Origin of the sequence: Spiroplasma alleghenense (assembly GCF_003363775.1) — a bacterium.
Lineage (GTDB): Bacteria > Bacillota_I > Bacilli_A > Mycoplasmatales > Mycoplasmataceae > Spiroplasma_B > Spiroplasma_B alleghenense.
The window spans coordinates 1,161,510-1,180,107 of sequence record NZ_CP031376.1 but is presented as its reverse complement, the minus strand read 5'-3'; the positions used below and the strand labels follow the sequence as shown (position 1 = coordinate 1,180,107).

Below are 18,598 nucleotides of genomic sequence, written 5' to 3'. Positions count from 1 at the left end.
AACTGATAATTTCCATTTTTTTGCTAATTTCAAGTTAAAATAAGAAAAATTTGTTATAATAGTTTTGGTTAGTGATAGCCGTATTTTTATAGATATTTATGCAAACGATTGCATAGGAGGATAAATGAAGAAAATCTTAGCACTATTAGGGTCCTTGGCAATTATGTCAACTACTAGTTTAGTTGTTGCTTGTAATACTGTTGATTATTCCAAGAAAATAACTGGGGATAATTTAACTAAAGCCTTTGAAAATATTGAACCAAGTGAATATAAAACCACTAGTTTATTAATTAAAGCTTTAATCGAACAATTAGATAATAATTCTTTAGCGCCTAAACCAGAAAATGGTAAAGAGGGTTATGAGATAAAAGTCTTAAATAATCAAAACAAAGTTGTTGAGGCTCAAAATTTTGATGATATCGGTAAACATCGATTTGTCATAGTAACATACAATTTATTAGAAACAGTAGAAAACGACAAAGTTAATGAGGTTGCCTCATTTAGTATTGTTAATAAAGAATAGAATTGGAGAAAAATTAAATGTCGAAGAAAATACCAAATCTTGACCTAAGCGATGAATTTTTTGCTAAACTCTTAGAGTTGATTGGTGGCAAAGAAAATATTGTTTCAGCAACTCATTGTTTATCTCGTTTGCGCTTAGTTTTAGCAAATCCTAAAAAAGCTGACATCAAAGAGATTGAAAAACTCTCTGGGGTAAAAGGGGTTTTTAATGCGAACGGTCAGTTCCAAATTGTTTTTGGTACCGAAGTTGAGCGAGTTTACAAAGCCTTTATTAAATATACTGGCTTAAAAGAAATGAGCAAAGAAGAAATTAAAGATGCAGTAGTTAACAAGGCTAGTTGATTTCAAAAAGCTTTAAATCATATGTCAGAAATCTTTATTCCAATCATTCCGGTTTTAGTAGCTGGGGGATTAATATTGGGGATAAGAAATATTTTCGAAGCTGTTTTTGACCCTAATTATTTTGGTGGTCAATATGACGCTTTAGGAAATCCTATTTTAGGATGAAGTATGGTTAATGTAAGTCAATTCATTAATGGATTAAATGCCTTCTTATGAATTCCGGCGCAAGTTTGTTTTTGATGAATTCCGGTTCACGTTTGTTGATCGATTTTCAAAAAAATGAAAGCTGATGAAATTTTAGGAATTGTAATCGGACTAACATTATTAGTACCACCATTATTAAATGTTTATGAAGTATTCTCACAAGGTTTTGATTCTATTTGAATCTGAGATATTGTTGCAACCTTAAAAGAGAACGGTCAAGACGTTACTTTTAATTTCGGGTTCATGCAATATCCTTGAAAAATAGCTTATACCGCTCAAGTGATTCCGGCAATTGCTATTGGGGTATTGGGAGCTTATATCAATTTATATATGAAAAAAGTAACACCAGGAGCTGTAAAACAAATTGTAGTTCCGTTAGTAACAATTTTAGCAAGTTTCACAATTGCAATGTTTATCATTGGACCTGCAGGTTATATTGTTGGTAGTTTAATTGGGGCTGGATTTCAATGAGCACTAACTGACGGAATTGCTAAATATTTCTTCGCTATCATAATTGGGGGTATGCATGCCACTTTGGTATTAACCGGAGTGCACCACTTATTAAATGCGGTTATGATTCAAAATGTAGCAAGTTCTGGAGGAGACTTTATTTTCTTAAGTATTGTTTCTCAAAGTATCGCCCAAGGAGCCGCGGTTCTGGGTTGAATGATTGTTAATTGAAAGAAAAATGAAAACGTTAAAGAGGTTGGGGCTTCAGCATTAACAAGTGCTTGGCTTGCTGTTACTGAACCGGCAATGTATGCGGTTAACTTAAAATATATGTATCCTTTTGTAGCGGCCTCAATTGGTGCAGCTGTTGGTTTAGAAATTTGTGTTGTCGCTGGGGTAAGTGCTAACAGTATTGGTAATGGGGCTTGATTGGGAATCTTGAGTGTGCAAATTCAGTCAGGAATTAATGGAGTAACCACTTGACCAGGAACTGCGTTTACTTGATTCATGATTGCTGGATTAACAAATACGGCATTAACAATTGTGTTAACAATTGCCTTTAGTAAAATTAAGTACTTCCAAAAGTTTGATTTAGAATTTGCAGCAGCAGATGCTTTAATTGAAACTAGTACTAAAACAAAGAAAAAAGATAATAAAAATATAGAAAATGTAAAATCACAGGAGTTAAAAAATGTTTAATGATAAAATAGTCTATCAGGTTTTTCCTAAAACCTTTTATGACGCTAAAAATACTGGGGCAGGACAATTAGCGGGAGTTACTGCTAAGCTTGATTATTTAAAAGAACTAGGAATTGACTACATTTGAATCTCGCCATTTTTTAAATCTGATTTTGTTGATGGAGGTTATGATGTAATTGATTACTATCAAATCGATCCAAGTATGGGAGATGAAAAAGAACTAGCTAATTTAATTAAAGAAGCCGATAATAAAGGTATGAAAATTATTATGGATATGGTTTTAAATCATACTAGTACTAAAAGTGCTTGATTTCAAGCGGCTTTAAAAGGGGATAAGTATTATCAAGATTTTTACTTCTTTAAAAAACCGGTAAATAATCAACCACCAACAAACTGATTAAGTAAGTTTGGGGGTAGTGCTTGAGAATATGTTGAAAAATTGGATATGTATTATTTGCATGTCTTTTCTAAAGAACAAGCTGATTTAAACTGAGCGAATCCTGAAGTACAAAAAGAAATTTTAAAAGTTTTAAATTATTGAATCGCCAAGGGAGCTGGGGGATTTCGTTTTGATGTTTGCAATCTTTATGGAAAACCAGAAGTATTTGAAGATTCTATTAATAGTGATGGTCGTGAGTTTTATACTGACTCAGAGATTAATGAAAAATACTTTGAAATCATAAATAAGCTGGCATTAAAAAAAGCTAGCGAACCACTATTGACTGTCGGGGAATTATCTTCAACTAGTAAAGAAAAAGCCGCCAATTATGCTCAAGAAGATTATTCACAACTTTCAATGATTTTTAATTTTCATCATTTAAAAGTTGACTTTAAAAATAATCAAAAGTGAAATCTTTGTGATGTTGATTTTAAAAAGTTTAAGGACTTATTAATTGAATGACAACTTTATTTTCAAGAACGTAAAAGTGGTCACACCTTATTTTTAAACAATCATGATCAACCTCGAGCAATTTCTCGATTTGGTAATGATAATAAATATTGAAAAGAATCTGCTAAAATGCTAGCAGCCCTGGTTCAATTAATGAAGGGTACTGTTTTCATTTATCAAGGTGAAGAAATAGGGATGACAAATTATCCATTTGAAAGTTTAGATGATTTTATTGACTCTGAGTCAGTTGGTCAAATTAAGGCTTTAATAAAAGCTGGCAATAGTGAAGATTTAACTTTAAAAATTATGAAGCAAAAATCTCGCGACCATTCTCGAACAGCAATGCAATGAAGTGGTAAAACTAATGCGGGATTTAACCAAGGACAAAAACTTGATAAGATTTTATTAAATCCTAACTATAAAACAATCAATGTGGTTAGTCAAAAAAATGATTCAGATTCTATCTTAAAGTTTTATCAAGATTTGATTAAACTACGTAAAAATAATTTAGAAATTATTGATGGAGTAATTAGATTTTTACAAACCAGTGATGAAATAATTGCATATGAAAGGATTTTAGAATCTTCAAAAATAACAGTTGTTGCCAACATCTCTGTCAAAGAGGTTAATTTCAAAACTGACCTTAAATCAGAAAAAATCATTTTAAATAATTACACTGACTTTAATCAGAAGTTAAAACCATACCAAGTCGTTGTGTTTAAGGAGTCTTATTAATTCTTCAAGATATACAATTGAGTATTTTCGAAAATCTAGCATTGTAGTAAGTGTTGTTTTTTGAATTGCTTGTTTGCTTGGGGTTGTATTAGTCGCCACCAACCAACGCTTTAATTTGTGGTGATTATTAATCGTTGGATTAGTAATGCACCTAGCTTTGATAATTTGATTTATAATGGTTACTTTGAAAATTAATGTTAGCGGCAAGATTGATACTAATTTAACAAGGCAAATTAAAATTATTACTTGAATAAGTTTTTTAGCCATCAATCCAGTTTTATGAATATATGGTTGAATTTCAACCTATTATTATAAACAAATTGGTAAAAGGGAATTTGTTTAAATCTTGATATTAATTATATAAGTATATATAATTAATTTAGATTTTATAAATCAAAGGAGAAACAAAATGAAAAAACTATTATCAATATTAGCTGCTGTTGGATTAACAGTTTCTACTTCAAGTGCTGTTGTTGCTTGTGGTACTGATCCAAAAGGTGTAGACAAAGAAATGACTTAGGAAATGTTAAAAACTATTGACGAAATTTATAATTTCAAAAAACCCGAAACTAGAGAAGGGTGAATGGATTTAGGTAGCGAAAATATTTCAAAAGGATTTGACAACGAGGTTAAAATTGCCAAAGAGCTAGGCTTCGATACAACTGATGAGGATTACGAACCCAATGCGGTTGAAATGCAAAAAATTGTAGATCAGCCAGAATATCAAATTAGCCTTGCATATTATATTGTTGAATCATATGCATTTGGAATGACAAAGACTAAGGAATTTGAGAATGACGATGAACAATTAGAAATAGCAGTTGACATGTTGAATGACTTTAAAAGCGAGACTTACAAAGAAGATTATAGTGAAGATGACGATAAAGAAGAATGAGTTACTTTTAAAGTTATCGAAAAAAACAGAGTAAAAGCTGCGGAGTACCATGAAGTATTAACAAAAGAATTATCGTTAATAACAGATTAAAAAAATAAAAAGTTGTTTAAAAGACAACTTTTTATTTTTATTATTTTTAAACATTAAAAATAATTTCCAAAATATTTTAAAATTTACAATTTTATTTCTAAGTGGTATATAATTAATAGTGGTTATTACACCAAGGAGATTAAATATGAAAAAGATATTATCTATATTAGCAGCAGTAGGACTTACAGTATCTACTTCAAGCGCAGTAATTGCATGTAGCAATGATAACTCGGAAATATCAAAATCTATTAAGGAAATTTATAATTTTAAAAACCCCGAAACCAAAGAAGGTTGACAAGAATTGGCCAATAAATTTCAAGATTCGTTTTTTGCAAAAGCTTTAGAGCTTGGAAAAAATTTAGGATTTGAAGTAGAAGAGGCCGAGGAAATGAGTGCTGAACAGGTACAACAAGTTATGAACACCCCAGATTTTCAGATATGTTTTGCAAATCAATTGGCTGCCAATTATTCTATAGTGAAATATTTTATTTTGGAAGAAGATAAAGAAACTGCTCAAGATATTGCTGATGAATTAATTCTATGAGACGTGGATGTCTATAGCTATATCATTAGTACTGGAGGAGATACTTTAGAAGTTTCTTATAAAATTATTAAACAAAATAGAGAACAAGTAGTCAAATATTGGAAAGAATTGAAAAGTGAGATAGAAAAAATCAAAACCTCTTAAATATAAAAAATTGCCTGAAATAGATTTATCTATAAAAGGGCAATTTTTTATATCTTAATCTCCGAATATACATATTTATAAATAAATGCATCATAAAGATTTCGCTAGTCCAAGGTTTCGCGCCGAACTAAAGCATTTTATATATTTTTTAATTAATCTATTAAAAAATTTGTATAAGGGTTACATTTTTAAATGAAAAAACAATTTACTTTAACTCGAAAATTAAAAATTCAATCAGAATTAATCAAGTTAAATATTTCAACGTAAAAGTCTGAGAATAATAGCTATATCTGCAATGAAAATTATAAAATAAATACTATTAAATCGCAAAAAACAATAAAATTTAAATCAATGTACTAATGAAAATATAAATCCGGTAGACATTGTTGCTAATTTACTAAAACACGAATCGGGTTATGCTTATTTTGAGACAAAAGATGTTTTTGAAGAAGTTTGTCTAGAAATTGGTGTATTTTATATGTTTATCTGTGGTCTGGCTTTTTACATATGACTATAAGCGAAGTAAATATGTGACAATTTTATTTCTTTGACACAGAAGAGGAATATTATGGAGGGTATGCCGTATTTTTGGATTTTAAATATTAATTATGCACCACGAGGTGTTCGTGAATATAATATTCTCAACACGCAAATAAATGCTAAAAAATATTTCAATACTTATACCCAATATTTTCCTAGATTTACCTGCTTGTGTTTGTATGTTTTGATCGATGCTTAAATTTAATAGTTAAATGGATTGTAAAAATGGTTACAAATTAAAAAATTGCCCAAGGCAATTTTTTATAGATTTTTAAATTTATTTAAGATTTTTTTATAAATACAGTTCTGCGGTTGCAAGTACGAACGACGAATCAATATTTTTTGATACTCCGGATGATTTAAAATCAAAAGAAGCCTTTACCTTAGCAAATTCATATTCTTCGCTATTAAATCTAGTCTCATATCTTTGCACATCATCTACTTTTACATCAAATTCATATTCAGAGTAAATTGGATTATAATAAAGATTTTCTCCAATCTCCTTTTGAACTTGAGCTATTTTTTCTTCTCGTGTTCCTTCTTTAATAATAGAAGGTTTGATATGATTTTTGTCAAAACGAGCCCAAGTTAATGATTCTTCGTTGTCGCTTGCATAATTATAATTATAATTTAAATAGTCGCTCAAGACTTTTTCGTTTATATCTTTTTTTCCAATATTATTGGTTTGTTCAAAAGTACAATTCAAACCTTCAACATCGGTTTTTTTCCCAGTTTTTAGATTTAAAAAACTAATTGAACCGGTGTATTTAATTTCTTCTTGAGGTGTAACCCTTATCTTCTCTTTTAAAAAAACTCTTGCAATGTAGTTCTTCTCTTTCATTTTAAACTTTTGGCTCATTTTCTCATTTATTATTTCAAGAAAAAGATTTGATAATGGCTGACCAAAATCATAATTATTGTCATTAATAATATTTCCATCATTTAAAAAGATGAAATCACCTTTATAACTAAAGTCTTTTCCTACCTCGTCAAAAAATAATACAATATTCTCATCTGTTAAATCTCTTAATTTTGAATATCCATCATCTCCATTTCCACAAGCAACAACACTTAATGTTGGGGTTGCTGACAACTAAATTGCTGCTAAAATACTTAATATTTTTTTCATATATTTTTTCCTTTAATAACACCTTCATTCTATATTATAAAGTCGCTATTTACAACACTTAAAACAAGGTTTATTTTTTATAAAAAATAACAAAAAACATTTCAGTAAAATTACTGAAATGTTTTTTGTTCTAGTTACTATATACCATTCTCGTGCTCATTACAAATGAAGTTTCAATTGTTTTGGCTTCCCTCAAATTTGAAAATGTAAACGAAGCATTTACTCTGGCAAATTTTTGATTTTCATATTTAAGTCCTGTTTCGTATCTTTCTACATCACTAACAACAACTTTATATTCGTATTCTTTATAAATATTTGTTTTATAATAATCATCATTTAAAGCAATATCTAATTCATCTCTCACTTTATCTTTTTCTCCGTTTTTAATTGGTTCTTCCAATCGAAACTCATCAAGAAGTGATCAAGTTAAAGATTCGTCGTTATTGCTTGTGTAGTTATTTGAATAACCCAAATAGTCCTTTAATATTTTCTCATTAATATCTTTTACTGAAATATCATTAGTTTGCTTAAAAGTAAAATTTAATCCTTTAATAGTTATTACTTTTCTAGTCTCTAAATTTACAAATTTTGCGTAACCAGTGAAATGATATTCTTCAAGCGGTTTTAGGTCTTCTATTTTTTCATCAAAGAAAACTCCTCCCATATAATTTTTTTCTTTAGTCTTAAATTTTTTGCTCATTAGTTCATTAATTTTTTTTATAAATAAATTACTAATTAAATTATATGAATTAGCCGTTCCAATTTTCTCGGCGTCTTTTAAGAAAACAAAATCACCTTCATAACTAAAGTCTTTTCCTACCTCGTCAAAAAACAATACAATATTCTCATCTGTTAAATCTCTTAATTTTGAATATCCATTATCTCCGTTTCCACAAGCAACAACACTTAATGTTGGGGTTGCTGACAACGAAATTGCTGCCAAAATACTTAATATCTTTTTCATATACTTTCTCCTTTGATAACACCTTGATTCTATATTATAAAGTCCTTATTTACAACACTTAAAACAAGGTTTATTTTTTTCTAATTTAATTTAGAATAATATTCCGTTATATAAAAATAAACACCTATTTTACATATTAAATATATAATTTTTTTGAAAGGAATAAAAAATATTATATGAAAAATAGAGAAAAAAATACTAATAAGAAAAAAATAAATATAAAAGCAGTTGTGTTAGCTTCTTTGCTTGCATCATCTTCAATTTTGTTGGCATCTAGTTTAAACTCATCGCAATCTGTGATGTTGCAATTTGATGGAAAATTATTTGAAAATCAAAACCAGGTTTATGATTATGCGAGAAGTTCTTCTACTTACTTAGAGTCAGAAAACAATCATTTATATTATGTTTATGATAACAAAACTTATTCACTTGATGAAAAAGACGCCATGATGTCAGAAATAAAGGGCAAAAATAAATCAATTAGGAAAGAGACCTATCGAAACCCAAATGACTATATTGTCTCTAATTCGGGTGAGCTATCAGCTAATGTCGCGTTGTCTCCAAGTGATAAGTTAATTCAGGTTTATAATGGTCGTGATGGAAATTCCTATACTAACAAACAAAGTGCTATAAAAACTTATGAAGAATATTTAAAAGTCTTTGAGACAGAAAATATAAACCCCAATAGCACTGCACCAGTTGAATTTTACAATAAAAGTGAACTAATTCAATACTTAGAAAATAACAAGAGAGAGTCCTTGGAAAATGGAGTAAAAACAAATTGTTATATTATTGCTGGTGCTTGTCAAGATGAATCAATGATCAAGACTTGAATTAGAAGTAACTCTGAGTACAAGTATAGATACAAAAATTACGAGTGAAGTAGCTTTAGACCAGCTGAAAAAGATAAGATTTTAATTACACAAGATGACCAAATCTATAAAGACAATATTTTTAAATATGAACAACCTAAAAATTCTTACTGATTAAATATTAACAATACTGGAAGGGGTGCCTTCTCGGGTTCTCAGTTAATTGAAACTGATTTAGAAGCAGGAGCATTCAGCTCAAAAATTCAAGACGATTGAAAAGAAAGTTCATCTGCAACAGTAAACTTGTTTTTGTCTCCATTCATGATGGTTTCTGAAATGTACAATATGCAAACATCAATGTTAAGGGAATTTAACAAAAAGAACTATAAATGATCTGTGGAGACAGATATTTTCAATAACGATAAAGAAGAGATGGATGAATTTATAAAAATGACTAACGAAAATGCAGAAATTGATTTATTAGCAAAAAAAGGAGATGTTACCATTTCCCAAATAGAGCGTAATCTTAGCGGGGCATCAATTGATAGTCAATCAAAAAGTTTGGTATTTTTCCAAAATATTGCTAATAAAGCATTAGTAACCAATCATTTAGGAAAAGAAAAACAAATGGAAGAATGGGAAACTAAATGTAAAGAAATTATGTTTAATGTTGTTAATAAGGCTGGAAACATGACAGAAGTCATGGAAGTTTTGTTTGACACTTCTAATAAAGCCATTTCCATAAATGACATTGTTTCAGTATTCTTAAATCCCAGTTCATTTCAATATAATGCTGACGCAAACAGAATAAAGTTTCAAAAATTTATTCAATCTGCAAATGATTTTGGAAATGCACTAATGGATCCAATTAAATCATTAGATGGAATTGTTAAAAAATTATACGATGAAGAAGGAAATGAAACGGGAGCTAATTTATCTGAATCAGATCGCGAACAAATTCTATTAAGTTATGAAGGGTTAATTGATAATAACTTTAGAGATGATGTTGTTATTGACTTGGGCTATGGAAATCCTCAAACACCTGATGATTTAAAAGAAGAACTACAAAATCAAAAATATGAATTAACAATAACCCCTGATAGAAAACTAGAATTACCAGAAAATATTACAAGATCAAAAACTAGTGCTTTAAGTATGGTGTCAAGTAAAATGAACACAGTACAACAGGTTTGAGAATTAGGAAATAAATTTTCACCTTTTAAATATAAAACCAAGACGCTAGATTTTGGAAATGGTCAAGAATTAATATTTACTTATTTAGCTATTGAGGCATTTGGATTTGAAGTAGCAAGAGAAAAACCAAATAAATACATTACACCTTTTAATTTGTATTCTGCAAGTGATGACAGAGCCCAATCAGGGTACAGGGTTAGTGGTAGCTTTTTTGAAAAAGAGGACACTGCAATCGATTACTTAAAAGAGCAAATGATTAGAATGCCAGAAAAATTTTCAGACTTACAACAATTTGGAATCAATGTAATGGATAAAGAAGCTTATCAACCAATTGACCCAAATTCAGAAAAAACTACAGCCGAGCAAATGGAAGAGTTTACTGATTCAATCTTCAAACAATATTTTGAAGTTTATATGGAACCATACTTTACTGATGGATTTGGAAATACTTTTGTAAATCAAATTGATGCAACCAGAAGTTTGAGAGAAAATATAACAAAAGCTAATTTTAAAGAAAAATATCAATGAAGCGATAGAGCTGGTATCAAAAGAAATTATGAAAATTTTGACAAAATGATAGAGGAACAAGATACCTATATAGAACAAACTTATGTAAAATCAAAAACAGTAATTTCCTCAGACTTGATTAAAACAATAGATTTTGAAGAGATTGAATCCCAATCAGGAAAAATGTATGAGTACTACGAAGTTTATTTCAATGGTAAAATCATGTACTTTAAATCACAAGAAGCTGTTGATATATTCTTGGTAGCAAATAGTGGCTACTATTTACAAGAAGAAATAGTAAAAGATTACTATGTCACATTTAGTGGAAGAACCTTTAAATCAGAAGAGGACTTCATGAATTATGTAAGAGAAAGCACAACAATGGTTGACTCGAAAGGAAGGGAATTAGTTTATGGGAATTAGTTTATTTAAAATATTATTAAGTTCGCAAATGCTTTTATCTGGAGTTGCCACAACCGGAGTTGCTGTAAATGAATTCAATAGATCAAGTCTTAACAGTCAAGTTTCAGAAATGACGCAATTAATTGCCTCAAAATCAAAAGTAATTGGAACTAAAGAAATTTATAATTTTAATGGAGAAACTTTTAATAGCAAGCAAGAATTAGATAATTTTATTTATAGTGAAAGCTTAATTCAAAGTTATCAAACTTCATCCAATTTAAATGAAATTATAAAAGATCATCAAAATGGAATTTTAGATGAAACAAAATTATATGATACAAACCTTGATAATTTTTCAATGGTTTATCGTGATGCCTTTGGTAATGCTCAAACCCAAAGACAGAAAGCCTTGGATTCATATACAAACCTAGGTTTAGTTCAACAACGTTATAGTTATGATCACATTGGTTGATATGATTCACCAACCGAAGCCAAAGATAATTTTGTATTTAAACAAGGTTTAGAAAAATCTAATTATTATCAAGTAAACGGTCGCTTTTACAACGCTTTTAATAAAGACGACCAAGAGAAAATGCTTAATGGTTTTGTTGATGGATACTACTTGAAACCAAGTAATTTTGTAGGAACCAAAAGAGCAATCGGAAATGCCGATAATATTGAAAAAACAATAAAAAATAATTTTGCTAGCAAATGGGGGTCACCAACCAGAGTTACCAAAACCGAAGATATTTGCGATGATTTAAATTACGTTGACTTTGTTGAAACCAGCACTCAACAAACCTTTAAATTTTATAAATCTGAAAAAATTGAAATGCATCACTACATTGAAGGAAGAGAGCAAAAACATAACGGACAAGTGACCATAAAACCGAAAGATCGTTTAGATGGTGGAACAGATTTTTTTAGGAATAAAAATAACTACGACAGAGGTCTTACACATGGATCTTGAAATGGAAAAAAATGATTATACAAATACGGATTTATAAATAGTGATGGTCAAAAAGAAGAAATTACTTTTAATACTACCAAAGACGGATCATGAGGTAAAAATCCAACCGATGTAGATTTAAGTAAACTAATAATTGATCTTACCCATAATTCTGCAATTAAACTTTATGGTAAAAAAATTGATGAGATGAAAGACTCTGAAAAAGATGCTTATTTAATTCGTACTAAAAGTAATTTAGGATATGAAATTGCAAGTACTAAAGACATTCCAACTGAAATAGTTTTAGAGTTATTTGATTACTGATTACCAGTATTTGTGAAAAATGAAATTCTAAATACTTATGGTCTTCCTCGCGAAAAATACAATAAGTATGGGGTTAAAAGAGATTACTTATATGGTCCAAACGGAGTTAAAGGAGAAGAACTTTCAGTTTCAGATAGTCAAGAATACTATGACAATGTTTTAAAACCAGAAATTATGACTCGCTATGATGGGTTTGACCAAGAGGGAAACCAACTATATAAAGTAAACTCACAATTATCAGTAACAAAAGCTGACTTAGATAACTACCTTTATTTGATGGGGGAAATGGATGTTCGTACCTTGTATACATTTACTGGAGAAAAACATCAATCCTCTCTGGACGGTCTACTATTATCACCAACCTCAGCAGAAGCTCAAGAAAAACTATTCCAAATTGAAAGTAATGTTTTAGCTAAAAAATACTTTGCCTTTGATGTTTACGGGAACTATGAAGTTTCAGGAAATGATAAAGAAGATGCTGTTAGAAAATTACAAACTAAGATAGACTTAAGTTCAAAATACGTTCACAATGATGAAATTAAAAGTTGAAAAAATAAAACTGTCAGCTTTGACAACATTATAACCGATGGGATTTACACAACCTATAAAGTAATGATTAATGATAAACCGATGTATTTTATTAACCAAATGGATGCCTACGATGCTTTAGTATCTGGTTCATATGGAGGTAGTGTTGTAACTAGCGAAGTATCTAATGTTTACTTATATATTCAAAATAAAGATGGAGAATATATTGAACATACATATTCAACTCCACAAGAATTAGAACAAATAGCATTGAAGGTTCTAGGATATGCTCATTAATAAAAAAACGAAAATACTATTTTCGTTTTTATTGATTTTCTCATATTCTTTATCAATAGTTACTTTAGTTTTAATTGATAGTCCAACTATTTTTTTCACAATTACTTTTACTTTAACCTTTATTCTAGCGCTATGATATCTTAATTTTTTAGTAAAAAGAAAATCTGATTTTGAAATTAAAGAAGAGGGACTCTTAAATAAATTTTACATTAAATTAATTGAAATAGTTGCAACAGTTATGATAATTGTATTATTGGTAAATACCTATGTGGTCTACTCATTTTGAACTTTAATCAATAATCTGGTTTCTACAAAACACATACCAATAATAGTTATTTTATTGACATTAATATCAGGGCTACTAATTGAACGTAAAATTATTTGCTTTCTAATTGTCTTTGTAGTAATTCAACCTGTTATTTTAAATACCCAAATAAATTCCCCTCAGTTATTGAGCGGTTTTGTTGGAACATTTTGATTGGTTTACTATACAAAAGAATCAGCCTTTGAAAGTCAAGCTATTTCAAATTATACAAGTCGGATATTACTATTGTCCTTAGCTGTAACGATTATATTATTTTTATTTTTCCCTTTCGCTACAGACTCAATAGTTCAAAATCCCTTAGGGATTAGTAATTTAAATTTAATGCTAAATATGATTCCGATAATATTGTTTTTGACATGTTTGCTATTTAGTATTGATTTCAAATGATTGATAATAGGTTTCTTCGTTATTCAAATGATATTGTTCTTTGTTTTGGGTTTCAATATTCAAGGAAATAAGCATACCGAAATAGACTTTATTTTATTTAATAGCAATTTTATCGAAAATATTGGAGCTGAAATTTGATTAACTAATTTACTGAAAATATTAATAGACTTTATATTTGCCTTATTATTTTTTGGTCTACTTAATTTTATCAGTGAGATTTTTAGTTTCTTTTCAGACAAAAATTCATTCACAAAAAATATCAGCTATTTAAATGAAAAACGATTTATCAATGCAACAATTTGTCATGTGGTTAACAATTTATCTTTAATGGGTAATAGTTTAAAAGACGTTCCAATTAAAGATGAAGATCCTAAAATTATGAGAAGTGAAATGTTATTGAATTTTACCCAACCTTTGTTACTGACAAATAATCCATTTAGTTTTTTTAACTTATCTATTACAGCTTTGATATCCAAGTTAAATGACTCTAACCCTATAATAGAGATTATGAACCTTCTTAAATTTAACTGACTGGTACATTTGTATTCTATAATTTTAATATTACTAATAATTATCGGAAAGAAAGCAGACTTCTTGTTTTGAAATTCTAAATTACCTAAGTATAGTAAAAAGGCTAAGATTGAGGTAGTCTAATTTAAAGATAAATAATTTTATATCGCAATTAAATCAATTAACTTAGATGCAATCTTAAAAATTATTTTGGATTTATCGTTAATTTAATTATTAAATTAAGACTTGATTGTTTTTGGAAAAAATAGAGTGATTGTTTTAAAACTTTCAAATAATGCTGTTAAATTTCAGATATCAACTTATAATTAATAGGCATTAGACAATTAGATTTTGAAGAATATTAAAATTTAATGCGTTAATTAACTAAAAAAACACGATTTCTATATAGGAGGGGAAATCCATTGAATAATAAAAAAATAATTGTTCTAATTCAAAAAGAGAACAACAAACCCATTGTAGTCATCGATCCTAGCAGCGATTGACCTGCTGAAATAAAAGAATTCATCGATGACATGAATATTTCTATATTTGATAAAAAATGTTTTAATAAAAATTTTAGAAAAAGTTTAAAGGAGTATGAAATCAAAATGTCAAAATGTTCACAAGAAATCGAACAAGAATTACTGAAATCAAATAAAATCTGAGAAGAAAAACTTAAACAATTGTCCAAAGACTACCAATTGCTAATTGATAAAATGACCAAGATACTTATTAAAAACAATTTAATCTCTGATATTAGTGAAATATAATAAAAATTTATAAGGAATTTAAAAGGAGGCAAAATCAAAGTGTCAAAATGTTCACTTGAAATTAGACAAGAATTATTGAAAAGCAATAAAATCTGAGAAGAAAAACTTAGACATCAAGCGGAAATGGATGAAAAAAATGAAAAAGAAATAATATTACTTCGATTTCAGTTAGATAAAATCATACAAATATTTATCAAAAACAATTTAATCTCTGACATCGATGAGATATAGCAAAAAATAGAACCCCAGGTTCTATTTTTTGCTAAGATTTTCTTTATAGACTTATTATTCATAGTATCACTATGATATTATATTTATATATTTAAGAGGTATTATGTTTAAGTCAGTTAGAGAAGTTTTAAAACAAGTAGAGAATTCAAAGAATCAAGAAGTTCATAAACAAATAGCGATTAAAATACTACAAAATTTTGATCAAAATATATTTTTAAAGCAAAAGGAATTGGCAGACAGCTGTTTTGTTTCAGAATCTACTGTAACATTATTCTCTAAAAGTTTAGGCTATGATGGTTATCGTGAATTATACTTGCGCTTAAAAATTGAAAGTGAATACTATAATATCAAAAATGATGAAAAAAATTCTCAATCATTTCAGGGTAATTTAAAAAGCATCAGAAATGAAATGAATCAGATTTTTGATTTTATAGATAATCAAAATGAAGATTTAAAAATATTTATCAAAGAGATCAAAAACAGTCAGAGCATTCATTTATTTTCCAGCTATGAACAAGTGATAAACGCACAAAACATTTGTGACAACTTAAAGCGAGTTTGTAACCATGTCAGTTTAGAACAAATCCGCCATAATCATTCCAAAGTTTTACAATCAATAAATAAACCAGATTTAGTAATCTTTATTATCAGTGGTATTGATAATGAAACTATAATTCAAATTTATCACAACTTATTGGCACAAGGAGTTAGAACCTTAGTAGTAGCTTCAACTTCTCAAGCAGCTAAACTGATAAAGCCTTTAGCTCTCATAGAGTTGGGAACTCGTGGTCAAGAATATGTTATGTCAAACATTCGCAACATCGCAATTGAATATATTTTCTCAAAAATTATTTTAAACATTTAAAAACCACCAATGATTTTTTGGTGGTTTTAATTTATAGAGACTCTCCATTAGTTCTAATCAAGTTTTGATATCAAAAGAAACTGTCTTTTTTGTAGCGTTTTAAATCTTTTAAATCAAATTCATCACGATTTACATAAACAAACCCGTAACGTTTTTTAATTCCTTCGTGAGTTGAAACTAAATCAATAGCACTTCAAGGACTGTAACCTATTACTTCAACTCCTTCATCAATGGCATCTTTCATAGCTTGAATATGTTTTGTGTAATATTCAATACGATAGTCATCATGAATTTTAAAGTCTTTGGTTATTTCATCATAAGCACCAAGTCCGTTTTCCGTTACTAGTAATGGCAATCCATAGCGATCGTAGGTTTCTCTAAATGTTGTTCTAAATCCAGTTGGATCAATTTCTCAACCAAATTGAGTTTTTCCTAGATTTGGATTATCAACTTGTTCGTAAAAGTCTGGTTCAATTTTTAATTTCTGTTGACTAGTTAGTTGATCTTTGATGATTCCAGATTCTGGCATTTTTGCAGTTGAGGTATTGTAGTAATTAAAGGCAATAAAGTCTGGTTTACCTGATTTTAAAATATCCATATCACCAGGTTTAATATCAAACATTGCATTATTTTTTTTCAATCAAGCAATTACGGTTGGGTTGTAAATTCCTCGAACTGCTGCGTCTAAATATAATCAATTTCTTAAGCAACTCATATTCATAGCAGCAATTTGATCTTCAGGTTTACTTGACGCTGGATAGATGGCTGAAATATTTGGTGCTGGTCCTATTTTTGCATTAGGAAGCAAATCATGGCAAAGCTTCATAGTTTTAGATTGGGCTAACATCATGTAGTGATTCATTTGGTAAAGTGATTTTAAATAGTTATCACTTTTTGGCATTTTCATTCCAATGATTTGTCCTACTAAAATAATCATGTTTTGCTCGTTAATAGTTAATCAGTATTTAACTCGATCCCCATAATTTTCAAATAGTATTTTAGCAAATCTAACAAAAGCATCAATAGTTTTAGGGTTGCTTCAACCATCCTTATCCTCTAATTTGGCAGGGATATCAAAGTGATACATAGTAACAATTGGTTCAATTTTATGCTTAATTAATAAATTTATCAAACGGTTATAGAAATCAATTCCTTTTTGATTGATTTCTCCATCTCCATCAGGAATAATTCTTGTTCAGGCGATTGAAAAGCGGTAAGCTTTTAAACCTAATTCGGCTAATAATTTAACATCTTCTTCTAAATGGTTATAGTGATCTGAGGTAACTTTAAAATCAGTGGTACCCTCAGGGATATTTTCATTAATATCTTGAACGCTAGGACCTTTGCCATCAACATTTCAAGCTCCCTCAAATTGGTAAGCGCTTGTTGAAGCGCTTCAAAGAAAATCTTTGGGAAATAATTTTTTGTTGTTATCTTTTTTCATCTTTTTAAACTCCTTTTATCTAGATAACTTAATTATATAAATGCGAAAATTAAAAACAATTAAAAACCGAATATTAGAAAGTGCTTTTAAATATTTCAAGTACTTTATAAATTTATCTCACCTATATAATATAAAATAGAAATGTATATAAAGGAGTGATTAATATTTTCGATTCAAAATTTATCCGCAGAAATGCTGCAACCAGTCATAAGCAAATCACCTTGTATGTTGGTAAGGGATTGTTACCCAAAACGATTATTAAAGAAGAAAATAAAATAGAACTAAACTTAGAAGAGTTAAATAATTTATTTAAAATCAAAATGCTTCAAAAGATTGGGTTCTCATTAGACAACATCAAAGTTTTTCTTGACAACCTTACCAGCGAAAGAAATTTATTCTTAATATTTCATGATTTCTTAGAATCTGAAAAGAAGGGTTTGGATAAACTGGTGTTAACTTTGAATGAAATTGAACAAGACAATGAAAATCTAGCCAAAAAGGAAGCGTTTTATTTCAGCAATAAAATCATTATAGCTCCTTACATTGCGATTGATGTTTTTGAAATTAAGAAAAAATGGTTCGAAGATGATGAGAAAAAAAATTTTCTACGCAAATGACGAAAAACTTTTTATAGTTTATTTCTTAACTATGAAAGTAATTTAGAAATAGAAAAGGATAAAGTAATTTTTGAAAAACTCGACAGCTTAGATAATTTTTTCAGCGAAAATTCAAATTTTAATTCAAAAATATATTTTTTTTCTTTCATAAATTGATTGACTTGTGAACCCAGATACATTAAAGAAATGAAAAGAATTTGTAAATATAACTATTCAAATGAAATAACTAATGCAACTATAAAATGATTTTGCAAAAAGTACTAACCTTAGGTTAGTACTTTTTTATTTG

Annotated in this window: 16 protein-coding genes; 13 read left to right on the top strand and 3 right to left on the bottom strand. The window is 28.7% G+C overall.

The window, feature by feature from the left end; all coding sequences use genetic code 4:
* Positions 1-124: 124 nt before the first annotated feature.
* From SALLE_RS05305 to SALLE_RS05280, 6 genes are all read left to right on the top strand, one after another.
* On the top strand, positions 125-523 hold the full coding sequence (locus SALLE_RS05305) for a hypothetical protein (protein ID WP_115558586.1): 399 nt from the start codon (positions 125-127) through the stop codon (positions 521-523).
* Positions 524-540: 17 nt separating this feature from the next.
* Positions 541-2,217: a PTS transporter subunit EIIC gene (locus tag SALLE_RS05300; RefSeq protein WP_115558585.1), complete on the top strand. Its 1,677-nt coding sequence runs from the start codon at positions 541-543 to the stop codon at positions 2,215-2,217.
* Positions 2,210-3,841, top strand: a complete 1,632-nt coding sequence (locus SALLE_RS05295) for an alpha,alpha-phosphotrehalase (protein ID WP_115558584.1) — start codon at positions 2,210-2,212, stop codon at positions 3,839-3,841. The genes SALLE_RS05300 and SALLE_RS05295 overlap by 8 nt, the downstream gene beginning before the upstream one ends.
* A gap of 409 nt (positions 3,842-4,250) precedes the next feature.
* Positions 4,251-4,361 carry a lipoprotein gene (locus SALLE_RS05970; RefSeq protein ID WP_162807967.1) on the top strand — a complete coding sequence of 37 codons (111 nt, stop codon included), beginning with the start codon at positions 4,251-4,253 and terminating at the stop codon, positions 4,359-4,361.
* 3 nt (positions 4,362-4,364) lie between these two features.
* Entirely contained in the window at positions 4,365-4,826 is a 462-nt protein-coding gene (locus tag SALLE_RS05285; protein WP_115558582.1) for a hypothetical protein, read from the top strand.
* Positions 4,827-4,971: 145 nt separating this feature from the next.
* Complete coding sequence (locus SALLE_RS05280) at positions 4,972-5,514, top strand: lipoprotein (protein WP_115558581.1); 543 nt, start codon at positions 4,972-4,974, stop codon at positions 5,512-5,514.
* 832 nt (positions 5,515-6,346) lie between these two features.
* On the opposite strand, the gene SALLE_RS05275 is transcribed toward SALLE_RS05280, so the two are convergent.
* Positions 6,347-7,147, bottom strand: a complete 801-nt coding sequence (locus SALLE_RS05275) for a hypothetical protein (protein ID WP_115558580.1) — start codon at positions 7,145-7,147, stop codon at positions 6,347-6,349.
* A 166-nt stretch (positions 7,148-7,313) separates the two neighbouring features.
* A complete protein-coding gene (locus SALLE_RS05270; RefSeq protein WP_115558579.1) occupies positions 7,314-8,147 on the bottom strand; it encodes a lipoprotein in 834 nt (277 codons plus the stop codon).
* Positions 8,148-8,323: 176 nt separating this feature from the next.
* Here SALLE_RS05270 and SALLE_RS05265 point away from each other — a divergent pair, with 176 nt between their 5' ends.
* The 6 genes from SALLE_RS05265 (at position 8,324) to SALLE_RS05240 (ending at position 16,248) form a co-directional block, all read left to right on the top strand.
* Entirely contained in the window at positions 8,324-11,083 is a 2,760-nt protein-coding gene (locus SALLE_RS05265) for a hypothetical protein (protein WP_115558578.1), read from the top strand.
* A complete protein-coding gene (locus tag SALLE_RS05260; protein ID WP_115558577.1) occupies positions 11,073-13,160 on the top strand; it encodes a hypothetical protein in 2,088 nt (695 codons plus the stop codon). The genes SALLE_RS05265 and SALLE_RS05260 overlap by 11 nt, the downstream gene beginning before the upstream one ends.
* Positions 13,150-14,526 (top strand): hypothetical protein, encoded by a 1,377-nt coding sequence (locus SALLE_RS05255; protein ID WP_115558576.1) that lies wholly within the window; start codon positions 13,150-13,152, stop codon positions 14,524-14,526. The genes SALLE_RS05260 and SALLE_RS05255 overlap by 11 nt, the downstream gene beginning before the upstream one ends.
* A 278-nt stretch (positions 14,527-14,804) precedes the next feature.
* Positions 14,805-15,152: a hypothetical protein gene (locus tag SALLE_RS05250; protein WP_115558575.1), complete on the top strand. Its 348-nt coding sequence runs from the start codon at positions 14,805-14,807 to the stop codon at positions 15,150-15,152.
* Between the two features lie 39 nt (positions 15,153-15,191).
* Positions 15,192-15,383 carry a hypothetical protein gene (locus SALLE_RS05245; RefSeq protein ID WP_115558574.1) on the top strand — a complete coding sequence of 64 codons (192 nt, stop codon included), beginning with the start codon at positions 15,192-15,194 and terminating at the stop codon, positions 15,381-15,383.
* Positions 15,384-15,486: 103 nt separating this feature from the next.
* A complete protein-coding gene (locus tag SALLE_RS05240) occupies positions 15,487-16,248 on the top strand; it encodes a MurR/RpiR family transcriptional regulator (protein WP_115558573.1) in 762 nt (253 codons plus the stop codon).
* 31 nt (positions 16,249-16,279) lie between these two features.
* Here SALLE_RS05240 and SALLE_RS05235 read toward each other — a convergent pair whose 3' ends face one another.
* Positions 16,280-17,692: a glycoside hydrolase family 1 protein gene (locus SALLE_RS05235; RefSeq protein WP_115558572.1), complete on the bottom strand. Its 1,413-nt coding sequence runs from the start codon at positions 17,690-17,692 to the stop codon at positions 16,280-16,282.
* Between the two features lie 155 nt (positions 17,693-17,847).
* On the opposite strand from SALLE_RS05235, the gene SALLE_RS05230 reads away from it, so the two are divergent.
* Positions 17,848-18,573, top strand: coding sequence for a MerR family transcriptional regulator (locus tag SALLE_RS05230; protein ID WP_115558571.1), 726 nt, complete (start codon positions 17,848-17,850; stop codon positions 18,571-18,573).
* Positions 18,574-18,598: the final 25 nt, after the last annotated feature.